Raw genomic sequence first — 20,151 nt, forward strand, 5'->3', positions numbered from 1 at the left:
ACTATAAATCCTTTGCCGCCGCTTGCCCATGCAGGAATAGATCAAACTATTTGTAACGCTTCAACAGCAACTTTAAACGGAAATAATCCTTCGACCGGAACCGGGACATGGACATTTGTTTCGAATCCCGGAAATACGGCCCTTATTACAAATCCAAATGCTTTTAATACAACCGTAACTTCTATTTCTGTCGGAACAACAAGATTAAAATGGACGATCAGCAATGGCTCCTGTACGTCATATTCAGATGAGGTAAATATCGCCAGACCAGCAGATTTGACTGCTTCAGCATTAGCAAGTGACAGTACAATCTGCGAAGGCGGAACGATCACTTTAAACACAACTCCATCAGGAAGCATTGCTCCGTATATGTATCAATGGCAATCTTCGGCAGATGGAACAACGGGTTGGACAGACATTTCCGGTCAGACAAATGCATCATTTACATCAAGTAATTCTTTAACTGCCGGAGAATATTATTACAGAGTAAATGTGTCTAGTTCTTGTGCCCAAATTACGAGTAATGTTGCAAAAGTTACCATTATTCAGGACCCTGTAATTACAACACAGCCTGTTGGAAATACAATTTGTTCCGGTAATACGCACACAATGAATGTTGCTGCAACGACAACAAATTTAGCAGCAGGAACAATTGCTTATCAATGGCAAAGTTCTGTTGATGGAGCTTCTGGCTGGACAAATGTTTCAGGCGGGACAGGAGCTAATTCAGATACCTATACAACTTCGACATTAACTTCTAATTTATATTTTAGGGCCAGAATCACACAATCAGTAAGCGGCTGTGAAGCTTTCTCAAATCCGGCATTAGTAAATGTTACTGCCATTACAGCGCAGCCTGCAACGCCTGCGGCAGTTTGTATTGGAGGCATTGTCAATATCAGTGTAACCGCTTCTTCAAACGGCGGATCGGGAACCTTAAGTTACCAATGGCAGAGTGATTCAGGTTCGGGTTTTGTAAATGAAACAAACCCAACGGCAACAACGACCAATTTTACCTCAGACGCTTTAAATAGCACAACTGTTTTTCGGGTTTTAGTAACTTCATCAACAACAAATTGTACATTAACTTCAAATCCGGTTACAGCAACCGTTGTTCCGGATCCTGCCATTACAGCTCAGCCAGCCGGGGGAATTGTGTGCAGCGGCGGAACATTTACCTTAACGGTTGCTGCAAATGGCGGAACACCAGGTCTAAATTATCAATGGTTCAGCAGTTCGGATAATGTGAGCTTTGCGTCAATTTCGGGAGCAAATTCAAATACCTATACAACTCCGGTTCTTACTGCTGATACCTATTACAGAGCAGAAGTTTCAGCAACTGGAAACGGTTGTGGTCTGGTTACTTCAAACAATGTGTTGGTTGATGTAATTCCAGATCCGGTTGTTACACAGCAGCCCTTCGGAAACACAATATGTTCGGGCACAACCTATACGATGAATGCTGCCGTTTCAGCCGATGCTTCTGGCGGAACCTTAATCTATCAGTGGGAAAGTTCTACAGACGGAACATCAGGCTGGGCAAATGTAATGGGAGGAACAGGAGCTACAACAGATACTTATACAACAGCAGTATTAACTTCAAACTTATATTACAGGGTTAGAATTACACAGGCTTTCAGCGGTTGTGAAGTTTACTCCAATACTGCTCTGGTTTTCGTTACAACTATTGCAGGACAGCCAGCAACTCCTGCTGCTATTTGTGTTGGAGGAACAGTAAGTTTAAGTGTAACGGCTTCCATAAACGGAGGATCAGGAACATTAAGCTATCAATGGCAAAGTGATTCAGGCTCCGGTTTTGTAAACGAGACAAATCCAACAGCAACAACGGCCAATTTTACCTCAGATGCTTTAAGCATAACTACTGTATTTAGAGCTATAGTTACTTCATCGGCAACAAATTGTACTTTGACCTCGAACCCAGTGACAGCAACTGTTGTTCCGGATCCGGCAATAACCGTTCAGCCAGCAGGAACTACCATCTGCTCCGGCGCAAATCATACCTTATCCGTTTCAGCGACAAACGGAACTCCTGGTTTAACCTATCAATGGTTCAGCAGTTTAAATAATACTACATTTACTGCCATTACAGGTGCAACTGCTCCAACTTATGCAACGCCTGCGTTAACGCAGACAACGTTTTACAGAGTTGATGTATCAGCAAGTGGAAATGGCTGTACCACCATTACATCAAATGCCGCGACGGTAACCGTTTTATCAGATGTTTCCATTACCACGCAGCCGGTTCAAAAAACAAATATTTGCAGTGGTTCAACAGCAACTTTAAACGTAACAGCAAGCGGAGGTTCCGGAAACTATACCTATCAATGGAAAAATTCTATTGTTCTGGCAGGACCTTATAATGATATTCCGGGAGCAACTTCAGCAAGTTATACTACTCCAGCCTTAACACAAAACACCTATTATCAGGTTGTCATTTCAGACGCAACCCAAGGCTGTGATCCTGTATCATCATCGATCGCGGCCGTTATTATTCCGAGTATTACAACACAGCCAGCTACACCGCCGACAGTTTGCGTAGGAGGTACTGTTTCTGTTTCTGCTCAGGCTTCTGCTAACGGGGGTTCTGCCAATTTTACCTATCAATGGCAAAGTTCGGCAGACGGAACCACAGGCTGGGCGAATGTTTCGGGAGGAACAGGCGGTTCAACTGCCAATTATACTTCGGGACCTCTTACTGCAATAACTTACTATCGTTGTGTCATCACTTCAACGACACCTTCCTGTACGCTTATTACCAATGTTGTAACGGCGGCAGTAATACCGGATCCAACAATAGCGGTACAGCCTGTTGGAGGAAATATCTGTGAAGGCGGTACTTTTACCTTAACAGCAAGCGCGGCAAATGGTTCAGGATCTTATGCGTATCAATGGCAGAAATCTTTAGATGGAAGTTCGGGATGGGCAAATGTAACGGATGGAACAGGCGCAAACACGACGTCTTACACAACCGGAGCTGTAAATGCAGCTACTTTCTACAGACTGCAGGTAACAGATTCTGGAATTGGCTGTGGAGTTGTAAATTCAGATGCAGCAGAAGTTGATGTTTTTGAATCTCCAATTATAAACTTACAGCCAACAGATGGAGAAGTTTGTATTAATCAGACCCATACTTTTGCCGTTACGGCAACAGGAAATATTCCGTCAGGAACTTTATTGTATCAATGGCAGACAGCATCGGCTTTGACAGGGCCTTATATAAATGTTACAGATGGTACGGGCGGAACAACGTCTTTGTATACAACACCAGCATATGCTACTTCGGGCAATCGATATTTCAGGGTTTTAATTTCCCAATCACAGGCAGGCTGCCAGACTACTTCAAATCAGGTTACGTTACATGTTTTTGACGTTCCGGCCGCGCCGATTGGTTTGGTAACACAACAGCCTTCCTGTACAAATGCAGCAGGCACAATTGCCATCACCAATCCGGATTTGGGAACTGGATATGAATACAGTACAGACGGAATAACTTTTCAGACCAGTAATATTTTTGCTGGTTTGGCCTCTGGAAATGTTCCAATTTATGTACGTAGAATTGGTTTGAATACTTGTATTTCTTCACCTTCAAGCTTTACCATTTTTAATAGAATATGCTCAGCTGCTGAAAACTTTGCTTCAATATCCGGAGATGTTGGAGGAAATACGGGAACGCAGACTATCTTAGACAGCGATACATTAAATGGAATTCCGGTAACGGCGTCCAATGTTCAGATAACGGTAAATTCTATTTCAAGTTATTTGATTTTTGATTCCCTAACCAATACGATTTCCGTAGCCGCTGGGACTCCTGCAGATGATTATACTTTAACCTATACAATCTGTGAAGTTGGAAATTTAAGCAATTGCTCCACTGCAACTGAAACCATAGAAGTAACAACTGCCGGAATTGATGCCAGAATTGATGTTGTAGTTCCGCCTGTTAATGGATATACAGGTGCAAATAATGTTATTAATGCCTTAACAAATGACAGACTGGCAAGCGCGCAGGCCACACTTTCAAACGTAACGCTTTCCGTAACAAGCCCGGCTTCGCCAATAGATCCTGCTGTTTTGAATGTGCCTGTTCTAGATGTTTCTACAGGAAATGTAAATGTGCCGGCGGGAACCGTAAAAGGACTTTACGAAATCAAATACCGCATCTGTGAAATTGGAAGCCCTTTAAATTGTGATACGGCAAGTATTTTAGTGCAGGTTCAAACTACACTAATTGATGCGGATGATGATACAGCTCAAAATATTAATGGTTATACCGGACAAATAAACGTGGTTAATGCCTTAACGAACGATAGTTTGAACGGGGTTCCAATTACAACCGCAAATTTTGATGAAATAACAGTAACGCAGGAAACAGGGGCAAGCGCAGTTTATCCCGGGGCCAATGTGCCAATATTCAGTACAACGACAGGCTGGGTAACTGTGCCGGAAGGAACTCCTGCGGATACCTATTACATTACCTATCATATTTGCGAGAAATTGAATCCTTCAAATTGTTCGGATGCAAGTATTGCAATTGTTGTTGATCCGGCGCCGTTAATCGTAAATGATAACCTTGTTTCAAATGTAAACGGATATCAAGGAGCGGTGAACATCATTAATGCTTACACCAGCAACGACACTTTTAACGGAGCGGCTGTAAATATTAATTTAGCAGGACTTCTTACACCTTCAATTTTGATTCCTGCAACGCCAAAAACTCCCGGAGCGCCAGTTCCCGAATTGGTAGCGGCCTCAGGAAGAGTTAATATTCCGCCAGGAACACCCGAAGGGCAGTATCAGATTAAATATCAAATCTGCGAGAATCTTAATACGCCTGCAGTTCCGCCAATTGCAGGAGATTTAAGAACAGGAAATTGTGATGATGCTGTTGTTATAATTAATGTAACAGCGCCGCCAATTCTTGCCAGTGACGATACTGTTGGCAATGTCAATAGTTATTCTGGCGGAACAGATGTCATAAATGCCTTTGATAATGATGTATTAAATGGCGGCGCAATTGATCTCAGCACTATTACAGCAGCTATTATTTCAAATCCAAGTGCAATAAATGGCGGTCCGGTTCCAACGTTTGATACAGCAACAGGTTTTGTGAGCGTTCCGGCAGGAACCCCGGCAGGCGAATATAAATTTGTTTATGAAATCTGCGAAAACCTCAATACAGGAAACTGCGATCAGGCTACGATCACTATTACGGTTGTTCCGGCGCAAATTGATGCCGTTAATGATATTCCGTTTGCTTCCATCAATGGATTTACCGGTAATCCTAATGCTATAAATGCCCTGGATAATGACACTTTAAACGGAGTTTTGGTTATTGCCTCAGAAGTTCAGATTGATGTTTTAATTCCGGCAAGCCCTGCCAACGGAAGTTCAGTTCCAATCTTAAATCCATTAACAGGGAACGTCAATATACCGGCAGGAACAGCAGCAGGAACTTATAATATAACCTATCGCTTAAGGGAAAAACTGAACCTTGCCAATACTGATATTGCCCTTATTTCGATAGAAGTCACAGCTCCGGTTATTGAAGCAAATGACGATACGATTACCAATATAAACGGATATGCTGCCACAGCAAATGCCATCAATGTTTTGTCTAATGACACCCTTAACGGTTCAGCTGCAGCCCTTTCAAATATAAATATAACGGTTGATGCTCCGGCTGTGCCCATAAATGGCGGACCAATTCCTGTATTGGAACCGTTAACCGGAAATGTGAGTATTCCGGCAGGAACCCCTGCAGGAGATTATGAAATTAAATACACCATCTGCGAGAAAATAAATAGCACAAACTGCAATAATGCGACCGTATTTATTAATGTAATTGGAGCGCCAATTATTGCTAATGATGATTCTGCCAGCGGTATAAACGGATTTTCCGGAGCAAACAATGTTGTAAATGCTTTGACAAACGATACGCTCAATGGCGTTGCGGTAATTCCGTCGCAGGTTAACATCAGTAATATTGTTCCGGCAGCGGCAATAAATGGAGGGGAAATCCCTGTTTTAGATCCGTCAGGCGGAAGTGTAAATGTGCCGGCGGGAACTTCAGCGGGAAGTTATACTATTCAATATCGCTTAACAGAAAATTTAAATGCCGGCAACTTTGATACAGCAACAATAACCATTAATGTTGCTGCCCCGGCAATTGTGGCCAATAATGATGCTGCAAGTAATATTAACGGATTTACGGGCGCAAATAATGTGATTAATGCCATTACAAACGACAGATTAAACGGATTGGATATTCAGTTAATTAAAATTAATATTACTTCGATTTCAACAACAACTCCATCGGATTATGTTTCAGGGAACCCGGTTCCGGTATTGAATACTTTAACCGGAAATGTAGATGTTCCGGCCGGAACTTCATCAGGAACTTACGTGATTCATTATGGAATCTGCGAAAAACTAAATCCGTTAAATTGCAGTGAAGCTGATATTACACTCAATATTACCGCGCCAGTTATTGATGCTGACAATGATTTTGCCAATAATATTAACGGGTATGAAGGTGCTGCCAATGTTGTGAATGCTTTGGCAAATGATGAACTTAACGGCGCGCCGGCTGCTATACTTCAAGTCGATATTCATTCTTTAAGTACAACGCCACCTGCTTCTTCAACAAACGGAATTGTTCCGATATTAAATCTGCTTACAGGATTTGTAGATGTTCCGGGGGGAACTTCGGCGGGAACTTATACGATTCAGTATGAAATCTGCCAGAAAATAAACCCGGCAAACTGCAGTGCCGCAGCCATTATAATTGTTGTAAACCAGCCTTCGATTGCAGCCCAAGACGATTCAATTACAAATATAAACGGATTCGAGGGAGCAGGCAATGTCCTAAATGCATTCACAGATAATGATACCTATAACGGGGTTCTTTTAACCGATACCAGTTTGATAACTCCAACTATTATAACTCCTGCAGCTCCTATAAACGGTGGTTTAGTTCCAACATTAGATCCTGCAACTGGTTTTGTCAGCATTCCGGCAGGAACACCGGCAGGAGCTTATCAGATCAGATATAGAATCTGCGCTAAACTGAATACGCCAAATTGTGATCAAGCGCTCATCAATATTGTTGTGATCAATCCAATTATAGCGGCAAATGATGATACAGCAGGAAATATTATAGGATACAGCGGGGCAAATAATGTAATAAACGCCTACACCAACGACACGCTGAATGATGCGCCGGTTGTATTATCAGATATTAACCGGACATTAATTACCCCGGCAAGTTCAATTAACGGATCTCCGGTTCCGGTATTGAATTTATTGACCGGAAATGTAGATGTCCCGGCAGGTACTCATGAAGGCGAATACAAAATAGTGTATAAAATCTGTGATAGGCTCAATCCAGCAAATTGTGATCAGGCTGTTATCACCATTACCGTTATTGCAAACCCAATTGATGCCGTTAACGATTCGCCTGCCGCTGTATTTGATGGATCTGTCGATACAGGCAATGCCGTAAATGTGTTGGATAATGATACCTTAAATGGGGCTGCCGCGATTCCTTCAGAAGTTCAAATTGATGTTTTAGTGCCTGCAGGTCCTATTAATGCAGGTTTAGTTCCAATTTTGAATCCATCAACAGGAATTGTCAGTATTCCGGCGGGAACCACAACAGGAACTTACACAATGACCTATCGTCTGAGTGAAAAACTGAATTTAAGCAACACCGATACGGCCATAATTACAATCCAGATACAGGCGCCAATTCTTGCTGTAAATGACAGCGTAACAGGAATTAACGGATACACAGGTGAAACCAGTGTTGTAAACGCAATTGCGAATGACTTATTGAACGGTGCTGCTGTTTCATTATCCCAGATCAATATCACTTCAATAAACACAGCAACCCCTGCAGATTATACTTCAGGAAATCCGCTTCCGGTATTAAATACAGCAGCAGGAATTGTGGATGTTCCGGCGGGAACATCTTCGGGAACTTATATTATTCACTATGGAATCTGCGAAAAAATAAACCCGGCAAACTGCAGCGAAGCCGATATAAGTGTTGTGGTGACTTCTGCCACAATTATTGCAAATAACGACATTGATCTTAATGTAAACGGGTATACAGGATCCGCAAATGCCTTGAATGTTTTGGACAATGACAGTTTTAATGATTCATCGATAGAGGCTAAAAATGCAAAAATAAAAGTCATCAATATCAGCCAGATCACCATTGCGGTTTTAGATCCTGCAGATCCTGTTAACGGAAATCCTAATGTGCCGTCTTTGGATCCGGCAACAGGAATTGTCAGTGTTCCGCCCCAGACTCCTGCGGGATTATACAGAATAGAATATCGAATTTCAGAGAATCTAAATCCGGCCAATTTTGATGACGCGACTGTATTTATTACGGTAACGGCAACGCTGATAGAGGCTAACAATGATACCGTCTTAAATATTAATGGTTTTCAGGGGCAGGCCAATGTTATCAATGCAATTGCAAACGACAAACTGAATGGGGCGGCTGCTCAATTGGCTGAAATAACCATTGGAGTTGTGATACCTGCAGCTTCAATAAATGGAGCTCCCGTTCCGGCTTTAGATCTGGTTACCGGCAGTGTGAGTGTTCCGGCAGGAACGCCAAGCGGAACTTATACGATCAGATATCAGATTTGTGAGAAATTAAATGCCACAAACTGCAGTCAGGCCGATATTATTGTGACCGTAATTTCAGGGCCAATAATGTCAAATGATGATGCCGCTGGTGGAATTAACGGTTTAGATGGAGCTAATAATGTATTGAATGTGCTGACCAATGACGTATTAGATAATACAGCGCCAACGTTAGCTCAGGTTAAAATAAACCTGCTGACGCCAGCCGATGTTATTTCTTCAGCTGCCGTACCTGTTTTAAATACTGCTACAGGACTGGCAAGTGTTCCGGCGGGTACTTCATCAGGAATTTATACCATTGTGTATGAAATCTGCGAAAACCTAAACCCGGTAAATTGTGACCAGGCAGTCATTAAAATAACGGTTGTACAGCCCTCCATTACCCTGGTGAAAAGAGGGGTTTTCTCCGATACCAACGGCGATGGCTACGCGCAGCCGGGAGAACTGATCCGTTATACATTCCTGGTAAGCAATACCGGAAGTATGGATTTAAGCAGTGTGACAGTTACGGATCCCAAAGCCACCATTTCCGGAAACCCAATAGCCAGTTTACCTGCCGGTCAGCTCAACGTAACCAATTATACAGGAACGTATGTTTTAACTCAGGCCGATATTAATTCAGGTAGGGTTGCCAATCAGGCTTTGGTTACCGCGCAGCCTTCCGTAGGAAGTGCCATTCAGGATTTATCAGACAGCGATGACCCGGCGCTTGTCGGCAAAGACGACCCAACCATTACCCCTGTGCCTCAATTCAAACAGATTACTTTAGTAAAAGGGGGAACACTGACAGGTAACGGCGGGGCAGGATCTGTGATCCATTATAATTTCATTGTCAGAAATACAGGTAATGTGGTATTGACGAATATTGAAATAACTGACCCATTGATAGGCACAGCGAAAATTGCTGTTACGCCAGGTGTATTAATTCCAGGAGCGGCAGGAACAGCTTCAGCATCGTATACGGTAAAGGTTGCCGATGTTGCGCAGGGCGATGTAATCAATACGGCCCTTGTGGCAGGAGAGGCGCCTGACGGAACCCTTGTTTTTGATGTTTCAGATAGTGATGATCCAACTTTGGGCGGGGATGATGATCTTACCAATGTTGATTTAACCATGCAGCCCTCTATTGCAGTTATTAAAACGGGAGTATTTAACGATGAAAATAAAAACGGTTTTGCTGAAATTGGTGAAACCATCACCTACCATTTCGCTGTTACCAATACCGGAAATGTACCGCTGGTGAACATCATTATAAAAGACCCGAAACCTGGACTTGTCATCATAGGGGACCCTATTATTCTTCGAAAAGATGAAACCAATGCGGATCATTTTGTCGGCACTTATACTTTAACGGCTCAGGATATTGATAAAGGAAGTGTTGAGAATCAGGCGGCAGTGCAGGGAGTTGATCCAAAACAGGCAGCGGTAACCGATACATCCGATGATAATTCCATTGCAGAGGACGATCCGACCATTCTTGTGTTAAATGCATGTAAAATCACGATTTATAACGCCGTTTCGCCAAATGGAGACGGCCGAAATGAGATTTTTAAAATTGATAATATTAAATGTTATTCGAATTCTTACGTGCAGATTTACGACCGCTGGGGTGTTCTGGTTTATGATGCTCATAACTACGATAATGAATCGGTGGCCTTTAGGGGAATTTCAGAAGGAAGGGCAACAATTAATAAACAAAAACGACTGCCCGCTGGAACCTATTTTTATGTGATTACCTATACGACGTACTTAAATGAACCGGTAACTAAAACAGGCTATCTGTATTTATCGGGAAATTAAATTTTAAGATTATTGATTAAACAAACGATCTGCTATGAGAACTAAACTATTTGCCCTGACCATTATGCTTGTAACACTTGGCAGTTACGCACAGCAGGATGCGCAGTTTACCCAGTATATGTACAACACCATTACGATAAATCCTGCCTACGCCGGTTCCCGGGGGGCGCTGAGTATTTTTGGCTTGTACAGAACCCAGTGGGTAGGTCTGGACGGGGCACCTGAAACGAGTACTTTTTCCATAAATACGCCTTTAAACAATAGCCGGCTGGGAATCGGGGCATCACTAATTAATGATAAAATAGGCCCGACCAATGAAAATAATTTATCGGCAGACCTGTCCTATACCATTCAGACTTCTGCAGAATTCAAGCTTTCTTTTGGAATCAAAGGAACGGCAAACTTGTTCAATCTGGATATTAATAAACTCAACCCGGAAGATCAGGGAGATCCCCAGTTTCAGGATCTGGACAATAAATTTTCTCCCAATGTCGGCGCGGGAGTTTACTGGCATTCCGACAAGGCTTATGTCGGGTTGTCTGTTCCTCACTTCATTGAGACCAATCGCTATGATGACAACGATGTTGCCATTTACAAGGATAAAATCAATTACTATTTAATGGGAGGTTATGTATTTAACCTGGACAGGTATGAGTATTATAAATTCAAACCCGCAGTTCTGGCCAAGATGGTAGAAGGGGCGCCGCTGCAGGTTGATATTTCAGCCAATTTTATGTTTGTTGACAAATTTGTTTTGGGCGCTGCTTACAGATGGAGCGCTTCTGTGAGTGCTATGGCCGGTTTCCAGATAACCGACGGCCTTTACATAGGCTATGGATATGACCGTGAAACCACAAAACTGAACAACTACAATTCGGGCTCGCATGAGATATTTCTGCGCTATGAATTCATCAGCAGTAAAAACAGAATGACAACGCCGCGTTTCTTTTAAAAACGAATGATTATGAAAAAGTATTTAATTGTTTTTATAACTATTGCCTGCATATCTGCATTTAACAGTTATGCACAGGATTCAAAAATTAATGCTGCGGAGAAGAGCTACAGCAGCCTTGCCTATAAGGATGCGGTTAAGTCCTATGAAAGGGCGGCTGATAAAGGCTATAAGTCTGAGGAAATGTTTAAAAAACTGGGCAACTCGTATTATTTTAATTCAGATTATCAAGCCGCTGCAAGATGGTATGGAGAACTCTTTGCAATGAACAGTGCAGCGGGGCCTGAATATTACTACCGATATGCCCAGTGTTTAAAATCAATCGGGCAGTGGGAGAAGGCAGGCAAAATTATGGATGAGTTTAATGTCTTTTATAAAAATGATACAAGGGGAAAACTTTATAAGCAAGATGCAGATTACCTGGAACAGATTAAGGCCAATTCAGGACGGTATACGATCGCCGATGCTGGTATTAATTCAAAATATTCGGATTACAGCACCATTGTCCATGACAATAAAATCTATTTTGCTTCTGCCAGGGATACGGGCAATTTTTCAAAACGAAAACACAAATGGAACAACGAATATTTTACCAATTTATATCAAGCTGACCTGGATTCATCGAAGGTTACAAAAATAAAGTTGGTACTGAACTCAAAATTTCACGAAAGCTCGCCTGTTTTTACCAAAGACGGCCGCACGGTTTATTTTACAAGAAATGATTATGTAAACGGGAAAAGGGGCAGGGATGAAAATAAGGTGACCCTGGTTAAAATTTACAAGGCAAGTTTTGAAAACAACAAATGGACCAGTATAACAAGCCTGCCTTTTAACAGTGATAATTACAGCACCGGGCATCCGGCCCTTAGCGCTGATGAAAAAACATTATATTTTGCGTCGAATATGCGGGCAGTTTTGGCCAGTCGGATATTTATAAAGTCAGCATAAACGGCAGCGGGGGATACGGAAGTCCCCAGAACTTAGGAAAAAGCATCAATACAGAGGGAAAGAAACCTTTCCGTATGTGACCAGTGAAAACGAAATTTATTTTGCCTCTGACGGGCATCCGGGCCTTGGCGGATTGGATGTATTTGTGGGTAAAATTGAAGACAGCGGCATGATCAGCAATATCCAGAACCTGGGTGCTGACATCAATTCCCCTAAAGATGATTTTGCCTATATCATTGACCCGGTTTCCCGAAAAGGGTATTTCAGTTCCAATAAAGACGGAGGACAGGGGTCTGATGATATTTATAAGTTTACCGAAACCAGAAAATTAAAATGCATCCAGAATCTGGAAGGAATAATAACCGATGCTGAAAACGGTACTGTTCTGCCCGATACAAAAGTGATCCTTTATGAGAAAGACCAAATCAAATTTACTGCAGTTTCTGATCCAGCGGGCTTTTATAGTTTACCCGCGCAGTGCAGTAAAGCGTATACGATACGTGCTGAAAGGAGAAATTATGACAAGAAAGAAATAAGTGTGGCCATAGCGGCACTAAATGGAAAAACCAATGTTCCGATTGCTTTGGATAAATCGGCCTGTCAATTAATTGTGGGTACTGATCTGGCCAAATGCTTTGGAATAAAAGTGATTTATTTTGATTTAAATAAATCCGATATTGTTGACCAGGCAGCATCAGACCTGGAAAAAATCCTGGCTGCCTTAAAGGAGAACCCTACCATGAAACTGGATATCCGATCCCATACCGACAGCCGCGGATCTTATAAATACAATGAATCACTATCAGACAGAAGAGCTAAATCTACAATGCAATGGTTGATTACTAAAGGTATTGATCCTGATAGATTAACGGCTAAAGGATATGGAGAAAGCAAGCTTATAAATGCCTGTTCTGACGGAGTTAAGTGTTCTGAAGAAGAGCATCAGCAAAACAGGAGAAGCGAGTTTATTATCACTCACATATAGGTGTATAAAAATTATTTTCTGCCAAAATTTTTTGCAATCCCTATTCCGATGGTCCAGGTATCGTAGGCATTCCATTTAAAGTCATAACCAATGCTGCCCAACACCTCCCAACCGCTGTTAATTTCATAACCATATTCGACACCGGCACGGGTTAAAAGGAAATCCTCCTCTTTGGCAAATTCACCGCCCATTCCGAGTAGAAAGCTCCAGTGATCGTTAAGTTTGTAAATTCCCATTAGTGCCGGAGCAATAGGATAGCTCCTTTCCACAGTTTCTTTATCCTCACCGCTTTCAAGATTTTTTTCAACTTTAAATTTTTCTATAATAATATCCGTGTGCAGACCTAATGCCCAGTGAAGGCTCAGGTGATATGTATAGTCGATTCCCCAGGCAGGGAGTGAAAGCACCTCTCTGTCACCTTCTTCGTTTCGGCCTTCAAATACATGTGCATGGCTGATTACCAGACCCAATTGATGATGCGGTGTAAATACTTCTTCGTTTTCCTGCGCAATATTGCGGCAGGAAAATAGAAGAATTATGCCTGTAATGCAGACTTTGGTTTTAATGAATCTCATAAAAACATTCTTGATCATTATTCAAACGGATGTTTTTTTCCAAAAGAGTACGATACCGTGAGTGAAGGACCGTTATATCCCCATTTGAAGTATCCCTGCAGTCTTTCTTTTTGTACATCGACATCGAAATTCAAACCTGTATAACCAAGTGCCAGATCCAGGTTTGGCAGCACTTCATACATAACCGATACATTATAACTTATGATTTTCCCGCTGACATCCTTTATTTTTAAAGAGAGATAGCTCACATTTCCTGTCAGTGCCAGTCTATCGGTAAAAGCATACCCGCCCCAGATTCCAATATCGGGCAGCGGTGCGGTAAAGTCAAAATCATCACTGTATCCCAATTCGGCGGTGGCCCCGGCAAGGCTGATTCCAACGTTGCTTCTAAGGACGTGGGCACCGATCATCAAGCCAATTTCATATTTCGGATCCAGAAAGAAAGCGTAACCGTAAGAGAACCGGTAGATACTGGTTTCAAAGAAAGAATTAACACTGGCATCAACCGGATAGGTATGATCGCCAAATTCGATTTCTTTTTTAAGCTGATACGAGGTAGTTCTTTCCAGATGGAAATAACTCAAGTCAAATCTTGATCTGCGCGAAGCGCGCCACTGTACATCACTGAGAAAAGTGCTGGAGGATTTGCGGAAGCCCAGGTCATCTTCAAAATCGATGGTAGTCCCAAAAGTGCCGCTTTGATTGCCGACTTCAATTTTGGTATTATTGACAGGGATAAAAAGTCCTGCTGTTACTTTTATTCGTCGGGCAAACCAGGGCGGAACCGGTTTTGGTCTTTTATACAGATAATCATCAGCATTATTTCCAGCTGAAAAAGTAGTATCCCAGAGCATGCTGTTGTCGGGTAAACGGCTGTCTGCTGTGCCGCTGCGGTATTGTGCAGCAGCAAAACCCCGGCGAGCAGTATACTGTTAAAAATAGATGTAATTTTCATAATCAATAATTTTAATGTTGCCAATTGGAATTCCCCTCTAAAGGAAAAAACAGTATACATTTCCTGAATGCCGTTTTTTCAGTATTCCTAATTATTTTGAAATAGCAGATAATAATGCTGAGAATGCTACTTTGCATGGAGCTGTTTGTAAAGTGTTGTAATCGGAGATTGATTTAATTTCATAATTCCGGTCTCTGGCCGGTCCAAAGCCAGAATAAGGAACATGACAGAAGAAAAAATCACAGCGATAAAAACGGCCAGGATACTATTTTTGCTGCCGGAAATTCCAAATTGAAATCCCAGCAGGAACATGGAGAATAAAGTGATAATGAACAGGACCAGTAATATTGCGGTGGGGATCCGGTACTCAAATGTATAGGTGATCCTCTGATTGTAGATGTCCACCAGGTCGTTAACAGACGAGGTGTATAAAGAATAGGCTTCTGAACTGCGGTCCTGGGAGGCTAATTTTTCTGAGTAATCCCATAAGGAATCAAGAATATGCTGTGATCTGGTTTTTACTTTTTCTAACTCAGCGGGCCGGGCATCTTTGGCAAGTTCAATCCGTAATTGGGTATATTCTGTCAAAAGGTTTCTGGAGGAAGACCGGTAAGGTTCAGGGACCAGGCCTGCCTGAAGATAAGTTCTCCTTATAGCTGTCACTTCCTCAAGCAGCAGTTCTTTTCTGTGGCCGTAACGGCTGTCGACAATCTGAAAGGTGAAAGCGAGCATGAAAGCTAGAAGGCCCAGAGCGGCGCCCACTACTGACCCTATAGGGGAATCATTAATTTCTCCTTTTTTTTCCTGATCACCATTCCGTATTTCTGTCCAGCAACAATGGGTATCAGTATACTGAAAAATGGAATAAGGAACATTCCAATGATTTGGATATAACTGATACTGCCCATGGATAAAAGGTTGAAAATAGACGATCAAAATCAATTGCAACAGTAATTTTTCCTAACTGCACCAAAGCAGCAATAAAGGATAATCAAAGTTCTGACAATTAATGAATTCCGGCAGGATAATACAGCTTTAAATGGTTGCAAGTTATAATCTGCAACAAAATTTAACATAGTGAACAGCATATGGAAGTGAAGCTGACCGGCATCAATTAGAGCTGTCTTTTTTTTAAAGTGATAGATTTTACTGAACTGCCTTGTAAACCATCAGGACGATGATGGTAAAAAGATTGTGCAGGAATACCAGCTGAAGGTAATATCCCTTAAAATTATCTAAATGCCCTGATGGTATGACAAGGATCAAAAAAGTCCAGCTTATAATTCGCAGCAGGGCACTTATGAATCCTATAAACAAGCTTGCCGTCCATGATATTTCCCTGAATTCACAGTACCATATCAGGCAGTAAACTGCAGTTAAACAGATTCCCATGCCGTGGCTGATGATAGTGCTGGAAATGAATTTGGCTTTCAGGGAAAAGTCTACCTCCAGCATCGCAAGAAGCCAGGTAAGGAAGGCGGGCTCCCGATAGATTTCGCTCTGTGTCGCCGATACAGTTTTGTAGAACAGTACAAGGATACAGAAGGCCGCCAGCCATGAGAGCATAATTTGAAAGAGCAGATAAAGGGCCATAAAATAAAAATAGGGGCGTATTTATGCACCAAATATAAGAAGATTAATGTTTGGAATCCCTTATAAAGAAAAGACTGAAATTCATTTTAGTTTTATATCGTATCGGCTTTTTGTCTTAAAGGAAGGGTCACGGTAAATTTCAATGGCTTTATTATTTCTGGTAATGATTCGAACTTAAGCTTATAATTAACAATTATTCAGTGTCTTGATTTGTACTTTAAATTAAATGCAGCGATTCTGCACCCAATTCAAATTAATACTCTGTTTATATTGTTTCTTTCGTTAGCTTTTTATGGCAAAAAAAAGAATCAAGTCCAATTTTGGGATTAGGTATCTTCATCTTTTTCGTTTAGAAATTTTCTTACTTGAACATATGCGATTTTTTGTAGAAATTCTAAAATCTCTTTTGCTTCTTCAAGTGTAACATTCTTTCCTTCATCGCTAAGCATTTTTTGAGCTTTATTAGCTGTAATTTTTCCTCTATATTTTTCTTCTTCAATTTCCATAAACTTAAATTAATGTTAAGATGAAGGTAGTTATTTTTTATAATATCAATGTTTACAGAGTTTTAAAGATGGTTTGTATACCGTAAAGTCAACCTTACTGGATTTACAAACCTTTTTTTTATAAGTTAAATTGGGTTAAATTAAGTGAAAAAAGCATAAAAAAAACGCTAAAACTAATGTTTTAACGTTTTTTTAAGAGTGACCTCGACTGGATTCAAACCAGTAACCTCTTGAGCCGTAATCAAGTGCGCTATTCAGTTGCGCCACGAGGCCTTTTGTTTTCACTAAGGTTATTTTTTATACCTTTGGTGATTGCTGTTAGCGGGTGCAAATATAGGCATAAATGTGACATATACAAACGAAAAATAACATAAAAATAAAAAAAAATGAAGATTGAAAATTATATACGTGATATTCAGGGGTTTCCTAAAGAAGGAATTTTATTTAAAGATATCACGCCATTACTAATTGATCCAAATGCGAGGGAAGAATGCCTTAAAATATTGCTAAATTCTTTAAACGGACAAAAAATTGATAAGGTGATAGGAGCGGAGAGTCGTGGTTTTTTCTTCGGAATGTTATTGGCAGATCGATTAAATGCAGGTTTTGTGCCGGTTCGTAAACCTAAAAAACTGCCTTTTACCACTATTTCGGCTTCTTATGAACTAGAATACGGAACAGATTCGCTGGAAATACATATTGATGCGATTAAAAAAGGCGAAAAAGTTTTAATTCATGACGATGTTCTGGCAACCGGCGGAACCGCAAAAGCGCTTGCTGATTTGGTAACTGAACTTGGCGGCGAAATTGTTCAGTTTAATTTTTTAATGGAACTTTCTTTTTTAAACGGAAGAGATAAAATAAAGGATAATCCTATATTTGCTGCAATAACCTATTGATAAACCCAAATCAACCTAAATCTACCTACCTATGAAACAATTGTATTGTTTGGCCTTACTTACCGTATTATTTTCCTGTAATGAGAAAAAAGAAACTACGACAGAAAATCTAACTAAAAACACTTTAAAAGACAGCACAATCATAAAAGAAGCAACAGCCAATGCTTTAGACTTAAACCTGAAAAGTGTTTTAAGACCTGACGAAAATTTAAAACTCGAGCAAGTTTATAATGATAATGTTGAGTTTGTAAATTTTGACGGCAACGGCGATTATGCTTTATTTACAGTTCAAAAAAACAACAAGTTAATTTCGTTTTACACTGATCTTGCCGACGTTAAAACGTTTAAAAGAGGTGATATATTAGATGTTGCCTGGAAAATGGACACTATTTATGAAGCAGGCGAAGGCGAAAAACAAGAATTTGCAGAATGGCTGGTAACTGCCAAAAAAGTAAAAGACGGAAATGTAAGTTTGTTTCGAAAAAGTATCCAAAACAAATAAAATATTATACAGATAAAGAAGATTACACTGCCGATTTTAAAGATTATATCTATGAAGAAGTAGAATTTTATCTGGCAAATTCTAAAAATGAATTGGTAAAAAGTGCCATAAAAGATTCAAAAGCTAATTTGAGCTATTCAATTGAAGAAAAAGACAAAGACGGGCGTTCGTATGTCGTTTTAGGAATTTCGAATGATTTCGAGCATCATACCAATATAATTCAATGGCTGTATCTCGATAACGAAAATAGAAAACTATACGAATACGATTTACCAAATGATAAATTGATTCAGTTCGATTAAAGAATTTAAAATTGTCTTAGTTTATACTAAGACAATTTTGTTTTTAATAGCATATAAAACCAGTCCAATTCTGGTTTTAATTTCGAGTTTATCAAAAAGGCACTCTCTGTAGCCATCAATTGTTTTTGGGCTCAAACACATTTCAGAAGCAATTTCCTTATATGTTTTTTCTGTGCAGGCATGTTTTATAAAAACGATTTCTTTTTCTTTTAAACTGATTTTTTTCGAGTCGTTATTCGCTTTCTTTACTAACATTCCCGAAACTAATTCGGTAAAATAAAAGCCTTTTTCGATAACGGAAATAATACCGTCTTTAAAAATTTCGGGCGAAGTATCTTTTAGCAAATACCCTTTTGCGCCGTTGGTAATCATTTTTATAATAACTTCTTCATCATCATTTACAGACAGCGCAATAACTTTAAGCGCCGGCATATTTTCTTTAATCCATTTCATGGTACTAATACCATCTAAAACAGGCATATTAACATCTAATAAAATTAAATCGACATCAGTATTTATATTTTCCTGTAAATACGAAATAAATACTTTTCCGTTTTCGAAGCGGTTAATTACTTCAAAATCTTTAAAGCTATTTATAAGAAGTTCAAGCGATTGCGAAAACAGTAAATGATCATCTACAATAATAATTTTGTTTTTAGGTTTCATCGGGTTTAGTTAAGGGATATTCTAAAGTTACGGTTGTTCCTGTTGCATCAGAGTTCATGATTAGTGCGGCTCCAATTAATTTAGCTCTCAATTTCATATTGCTTAATCCCAGGCCTGAGTTTGTTTTAAGGGCGTCGTAACCAATTCCAAAATCTTGTATTTTCAGGCAAAAAAGATCAGCAGTTGTTGTAATATTTACATCAAACTTGTCACTGTGCGAATGTTTCAGGCTGTTATGCAAAGCCTCCTGAAAAATTCTGTAAATAAACAAATCGTGTTCTTCGTTAATCTCCGGTATTTCTCCGGAAAGCGTGTATTTATATTGAATTTTTTTCAGCTTTTTTATACGCTCTAAATCCTGTTTTATGGCTTCGATAAAATTGCTTTGCAGTAAATTGTCCTTATTGATAATTCGGGATAAAATTCTGATTTCGTCCAGCGATTTGGCTAATATTTCTTTTAAATCACTTAGTTCATTATGCTGAATGGGTTTTTCGCTGTTGATATACATATTAAGCTGCATAATACCAACCGAGACGATTTGCCCGATATTATCATGTAATTCTTTACTTATTTCAGAAAGAGTCTGATCTTTAATTTCAATTCTCGTTTTAATTAACTCAGATTGAAAATAAAGATCAGCTTCCATTTTTTCTACCAGATAGGTATTCTTTTTCTTTAGAAAATAAAAGAATATAACAAGCAAAATGATCAGTAAAGTTAAGAAAACTATACCTAACGAAATAACTAATAATTGTACTTCTTTTCGCTCCATAAAAATCCGATGAT

General features: G+C 40.1%; 12 protein-coding genes, 1 tRNA gene and 1 pseudogene. 6 read left to right on the plus strand and 8 right to left on the minus strand.

What is annotated here, in order from left to right:
- Window positions 1–609 precede the first annotated feature (609 nt).
- From OLM54_RS05310 to OLM54_RS21710, 3 genes and pseudogenes are all read left to right on the plus strand, one after another.
- On the plus strand, window positions 610–10,479 hold the full coding sequence (locus OLM54_RS05310) for a gliding motility-associated C-terminal domain-containing protein (protein ID WP_264538544.1): 9,870 nt from the start codon (window positions 610–612) through the stop codon (window positions 10,477–10,479).
- A gap of 34 nt (window positions 10,480–10,513) precedes the next feature.
- Window positions 10,514–11,431, plus strand: a complete 918-nt coding sequence (locus OLM54_RS05315) for a type IX secretion system membrane protein PorP/SprF (protein ID WP_264537563.1) — start codon at window positions 10,514–10,516, stop codon at window positions 11,429–11,431.
- Window positions 11,432–11,443: 12 nt separating this feature from the next.
- Window positions 11,444–13,364 (plus strand): annotated as a pseudogene (locus OLM54_RS21710) (OmpA family protein).
- Between the two features lie 11 nt (window positions 13,365–13,375).
- On the opposite strand, the gene OLM54_RS05325 reads toward OLM54_RS21710, so the two are convergent.
- The 6 genes from OLM54_RS05325 to OLM54_RS05350 all read right to left on the minus strand — a co-directional run bounded on the left by OLM54_RS05325 (window position 13,376) and on the right by OLM54_RS05350 (window position 17,266).
- Window positions 13,376–13,957, minus strand: coding sequence for a hypothetical protein (locus OLM54_RS05325; protein ID WP_264537564.1), 582 nt, complete (start codon window positions 13,955–13,957; stop codon window positions 13,376–13,378).
- Complete coding sequence (locus OLM54_RS05330) at window positions 13,957–14,793, minus strand: hypothetical protein (RefSeq protein ID WP_264537565.1); 837 nt, start codon at window positions 14,791–14,793, stop codon at window positions 13,957–13,959. The genes OLM54_RS05325 and OLM54_RS05330 overlap by 1 nt, the downstream gene beginning before the upstream one ends.
- 227 nt (window positions 14,794–15,020) lie before the next feature.
- Window positions 15,021–15,836, minus strand: coding sequence for a DUF4239 domain-containing protein (locus OLM54_RS05335; protein ID WP_264537566.1), 816 nt, complete (start codon window positions 15,834–15,836; stop codon window positions 15,021–15,023).
- A gap of 204 nt (window positions 15,837–16,040) precedes the next feature.
- Window positions 16,041–16,487: a hypothetical protein gene (locus OLM54_RS05340; protein WP_264537567.1), complete on the minus strand. Its 447-nt coding sequence runs from the start codon at window positions 16,485–16,487 to the stop codon at window positions 16,041–16,043.
- 326 nt (window positions 16,488–16,813) lie between these two features.
- Window positions 16,814–16,993 (minus strand): hypothetical protein, encoded by a 180-nt coding sequence (locus OLM54_RS05345; RefSeq protein ID WP_264537568.1) that lies wholly within the window; start codon window positions 16,991–16,993, stop codon window positions 16,814–16,816.
- A 199-nt stretch (window positions 16,994–17,192) separates the two neighbouring features.
- Window positions 17,193–17,266: transfer RNA gene (locus OLM54_RS05350), tRNA-Arg, on the minus strand.
- Between the two features lie 113 nt (window positions 17,267–17,379).
- On the opposite strand from OLM54_RS05350, the gene OLM54_RS05355 reads away from it, so the two are divergent.
- The 3 genes from OLM54_RS05355 to OLM54_RS05365 are packed head-to-tail and all read left to right on the plus strand — an operon-like array spanning window position 17,380 to window position 18,696.
- Complete coding sequence (locus tag OLM54_RS05355; RefSeq protein ID WP_264537569.1) at window positions 17,380–17,892, plus strand: adenine phosphoribosyltransferase; 513 nt, start codon at window positions 17,380–17,382, stop codon at window positions 17,890–17,892.
- 31 nt (window positions 17,893–17,923) lie between these two features.
- The gene (locus OLM54_RS05360; RefSeq protein WP_264537570.1) at window positions 17,924–18,394 is read left to right on the plus strand and encodes a hypothetical protein; all 471 of its coding nucleotides are present in this window, start codon (window positions 17,924–17,926) and stop codon (window positions 18,392–18,394) included.
- Window positions 18,322–18,696 (plus strand): hypothetical protein, encoded by a 375-nt coding sequence (locus OLM54_RS05365; RefSeq protein ID WP_264537571.1) that lies wholly within the window; start codon window positions 18,322–18,324, stop codon window positions 18,694–18,696. Before OLM54_RS05360 ends, OLM54_RS05365 begins: the two co-directional genes overlap by 73 nt.
- A 21-nt stretch (window positions 18,697–18,717) precedes the next feature.
- On the opposite strand, the gene OLM54_RS05370 is transcribed toward OLM54_RS05365, so the two are convergent.
- Window positions 18,718–19,362 (minus strand): response regulator transcription factor, encoded by a 645-nt coding sequence (locus tag OLM54_RS05370; RefSeq protein WP_264537572.1) that lies wholly within the window; start codon window positions 19,360–19,362, stop codon window positions 18,718–18,720.
- Entirely contained in the window at window positions 19,352–20,137 is a 786-nt protein-coding gene (locus tag OLM54_RS05375) for a sensor histidine kinase (RefSeq protein WP_264537573.1), read from the minus strand. The genes OLM54_RS05370 and OLM54_RS05375 overlap by 11 nt, the downstream gene beginning before the upstream one ends.
- Between the last annotated feature and the right edge of the window lie 14 nt (window positions 20,138–20,151).

Source organism: Flavobacterium sp. N1736, assembly GCF_025947065.1.
Taxonomy (GTDB): domain Bacteria; phylum Bacteroidota; class Bacteroidia; order Flavobacteriales; family Flavobacteriaceae; genus Flavobacterium.

Excerpts from the sequence above, each read along its gene's own strand:
- OLM54_RS05355 (WP_264537569.1), top strand. The coding sequence starts at position 17,380 with ATGAAGATTGAAAATTATATACGTGATATTCAGGGGTTTCCTAAAGAA.
- OLM54_RS05365 (WP_264537571.1), top strand. The coding sequence starts at position 18,322 with ATGGCTGGTAACTGCCAAAAAAGTAAAAGACGGAAATGTAAGTTTGTT.
- OLM54_RS05330 (WP_264537565.1), bottom strand. The coding sequence starts at position 14,793 with ATGCTCTGGGATACTACTTTTTCAGCTGGAAATAATGCTGATGATTAT.
- OLM54_RS05340 (WP_264537567.1), bottom strand. The coding sequence starts at position 16,487 with ATGGCCCTTTATCTGCTCTTTCAAATTATGCTCTCATGGCTGGCGGCC.
- OLM54_RS05345 (WP_264537568.1), bottom strand. The coding sequence starts at position 16,993 with ATGGAAATTGAAGAAGAAAAATATAGAGGAAAAATTACAGCTAATAAA.
- OLM54_RS05360 (WP_264537570.1), top strand. The coding sequence starts at position 17,924 with ATGAAACAATTGTATTGTTTGGCCTTACTTACCGTATTATTTTCCTGT.
- OLM54_RS05315 (WP_264537563.1), top strand. The coding sequence starts at position 10,514 with ATGAGAACTAAACTATTTGCCCTGACCATTATGCTTGTAACACTTGGC.
- OLM54_RS05370 (WP_264537572.1), bottom strand. The coding sequence starts at position 19,362 with ATGAAACCTAAAAACAAAATTATTATTGTAGATGATCATTTACTGTTT.
- OLM54_RS05325 (WP_264537564.1), bottom strand. The coding sequence starts at position 13,957 with ATGATCAAGAATGTTTTTATGAGATTCATTAAAACCAAAGTCTGCATT.
- OLM54_RS05375 (WP_264537573.1), bottom strand. The coding sequence starts at position 20,137 with ATGGAGCGAAAAGAAGTACAATTATTAGTTATTTCGTTAGGTATAGTT.
- OLM54_RS05310 (WP_264538544.1), top strand. The coding sequence starts at position 610 with ATGAATGTTGCTGCAACGACAACAAATTTAGCAGCAGGAACAATTGCT.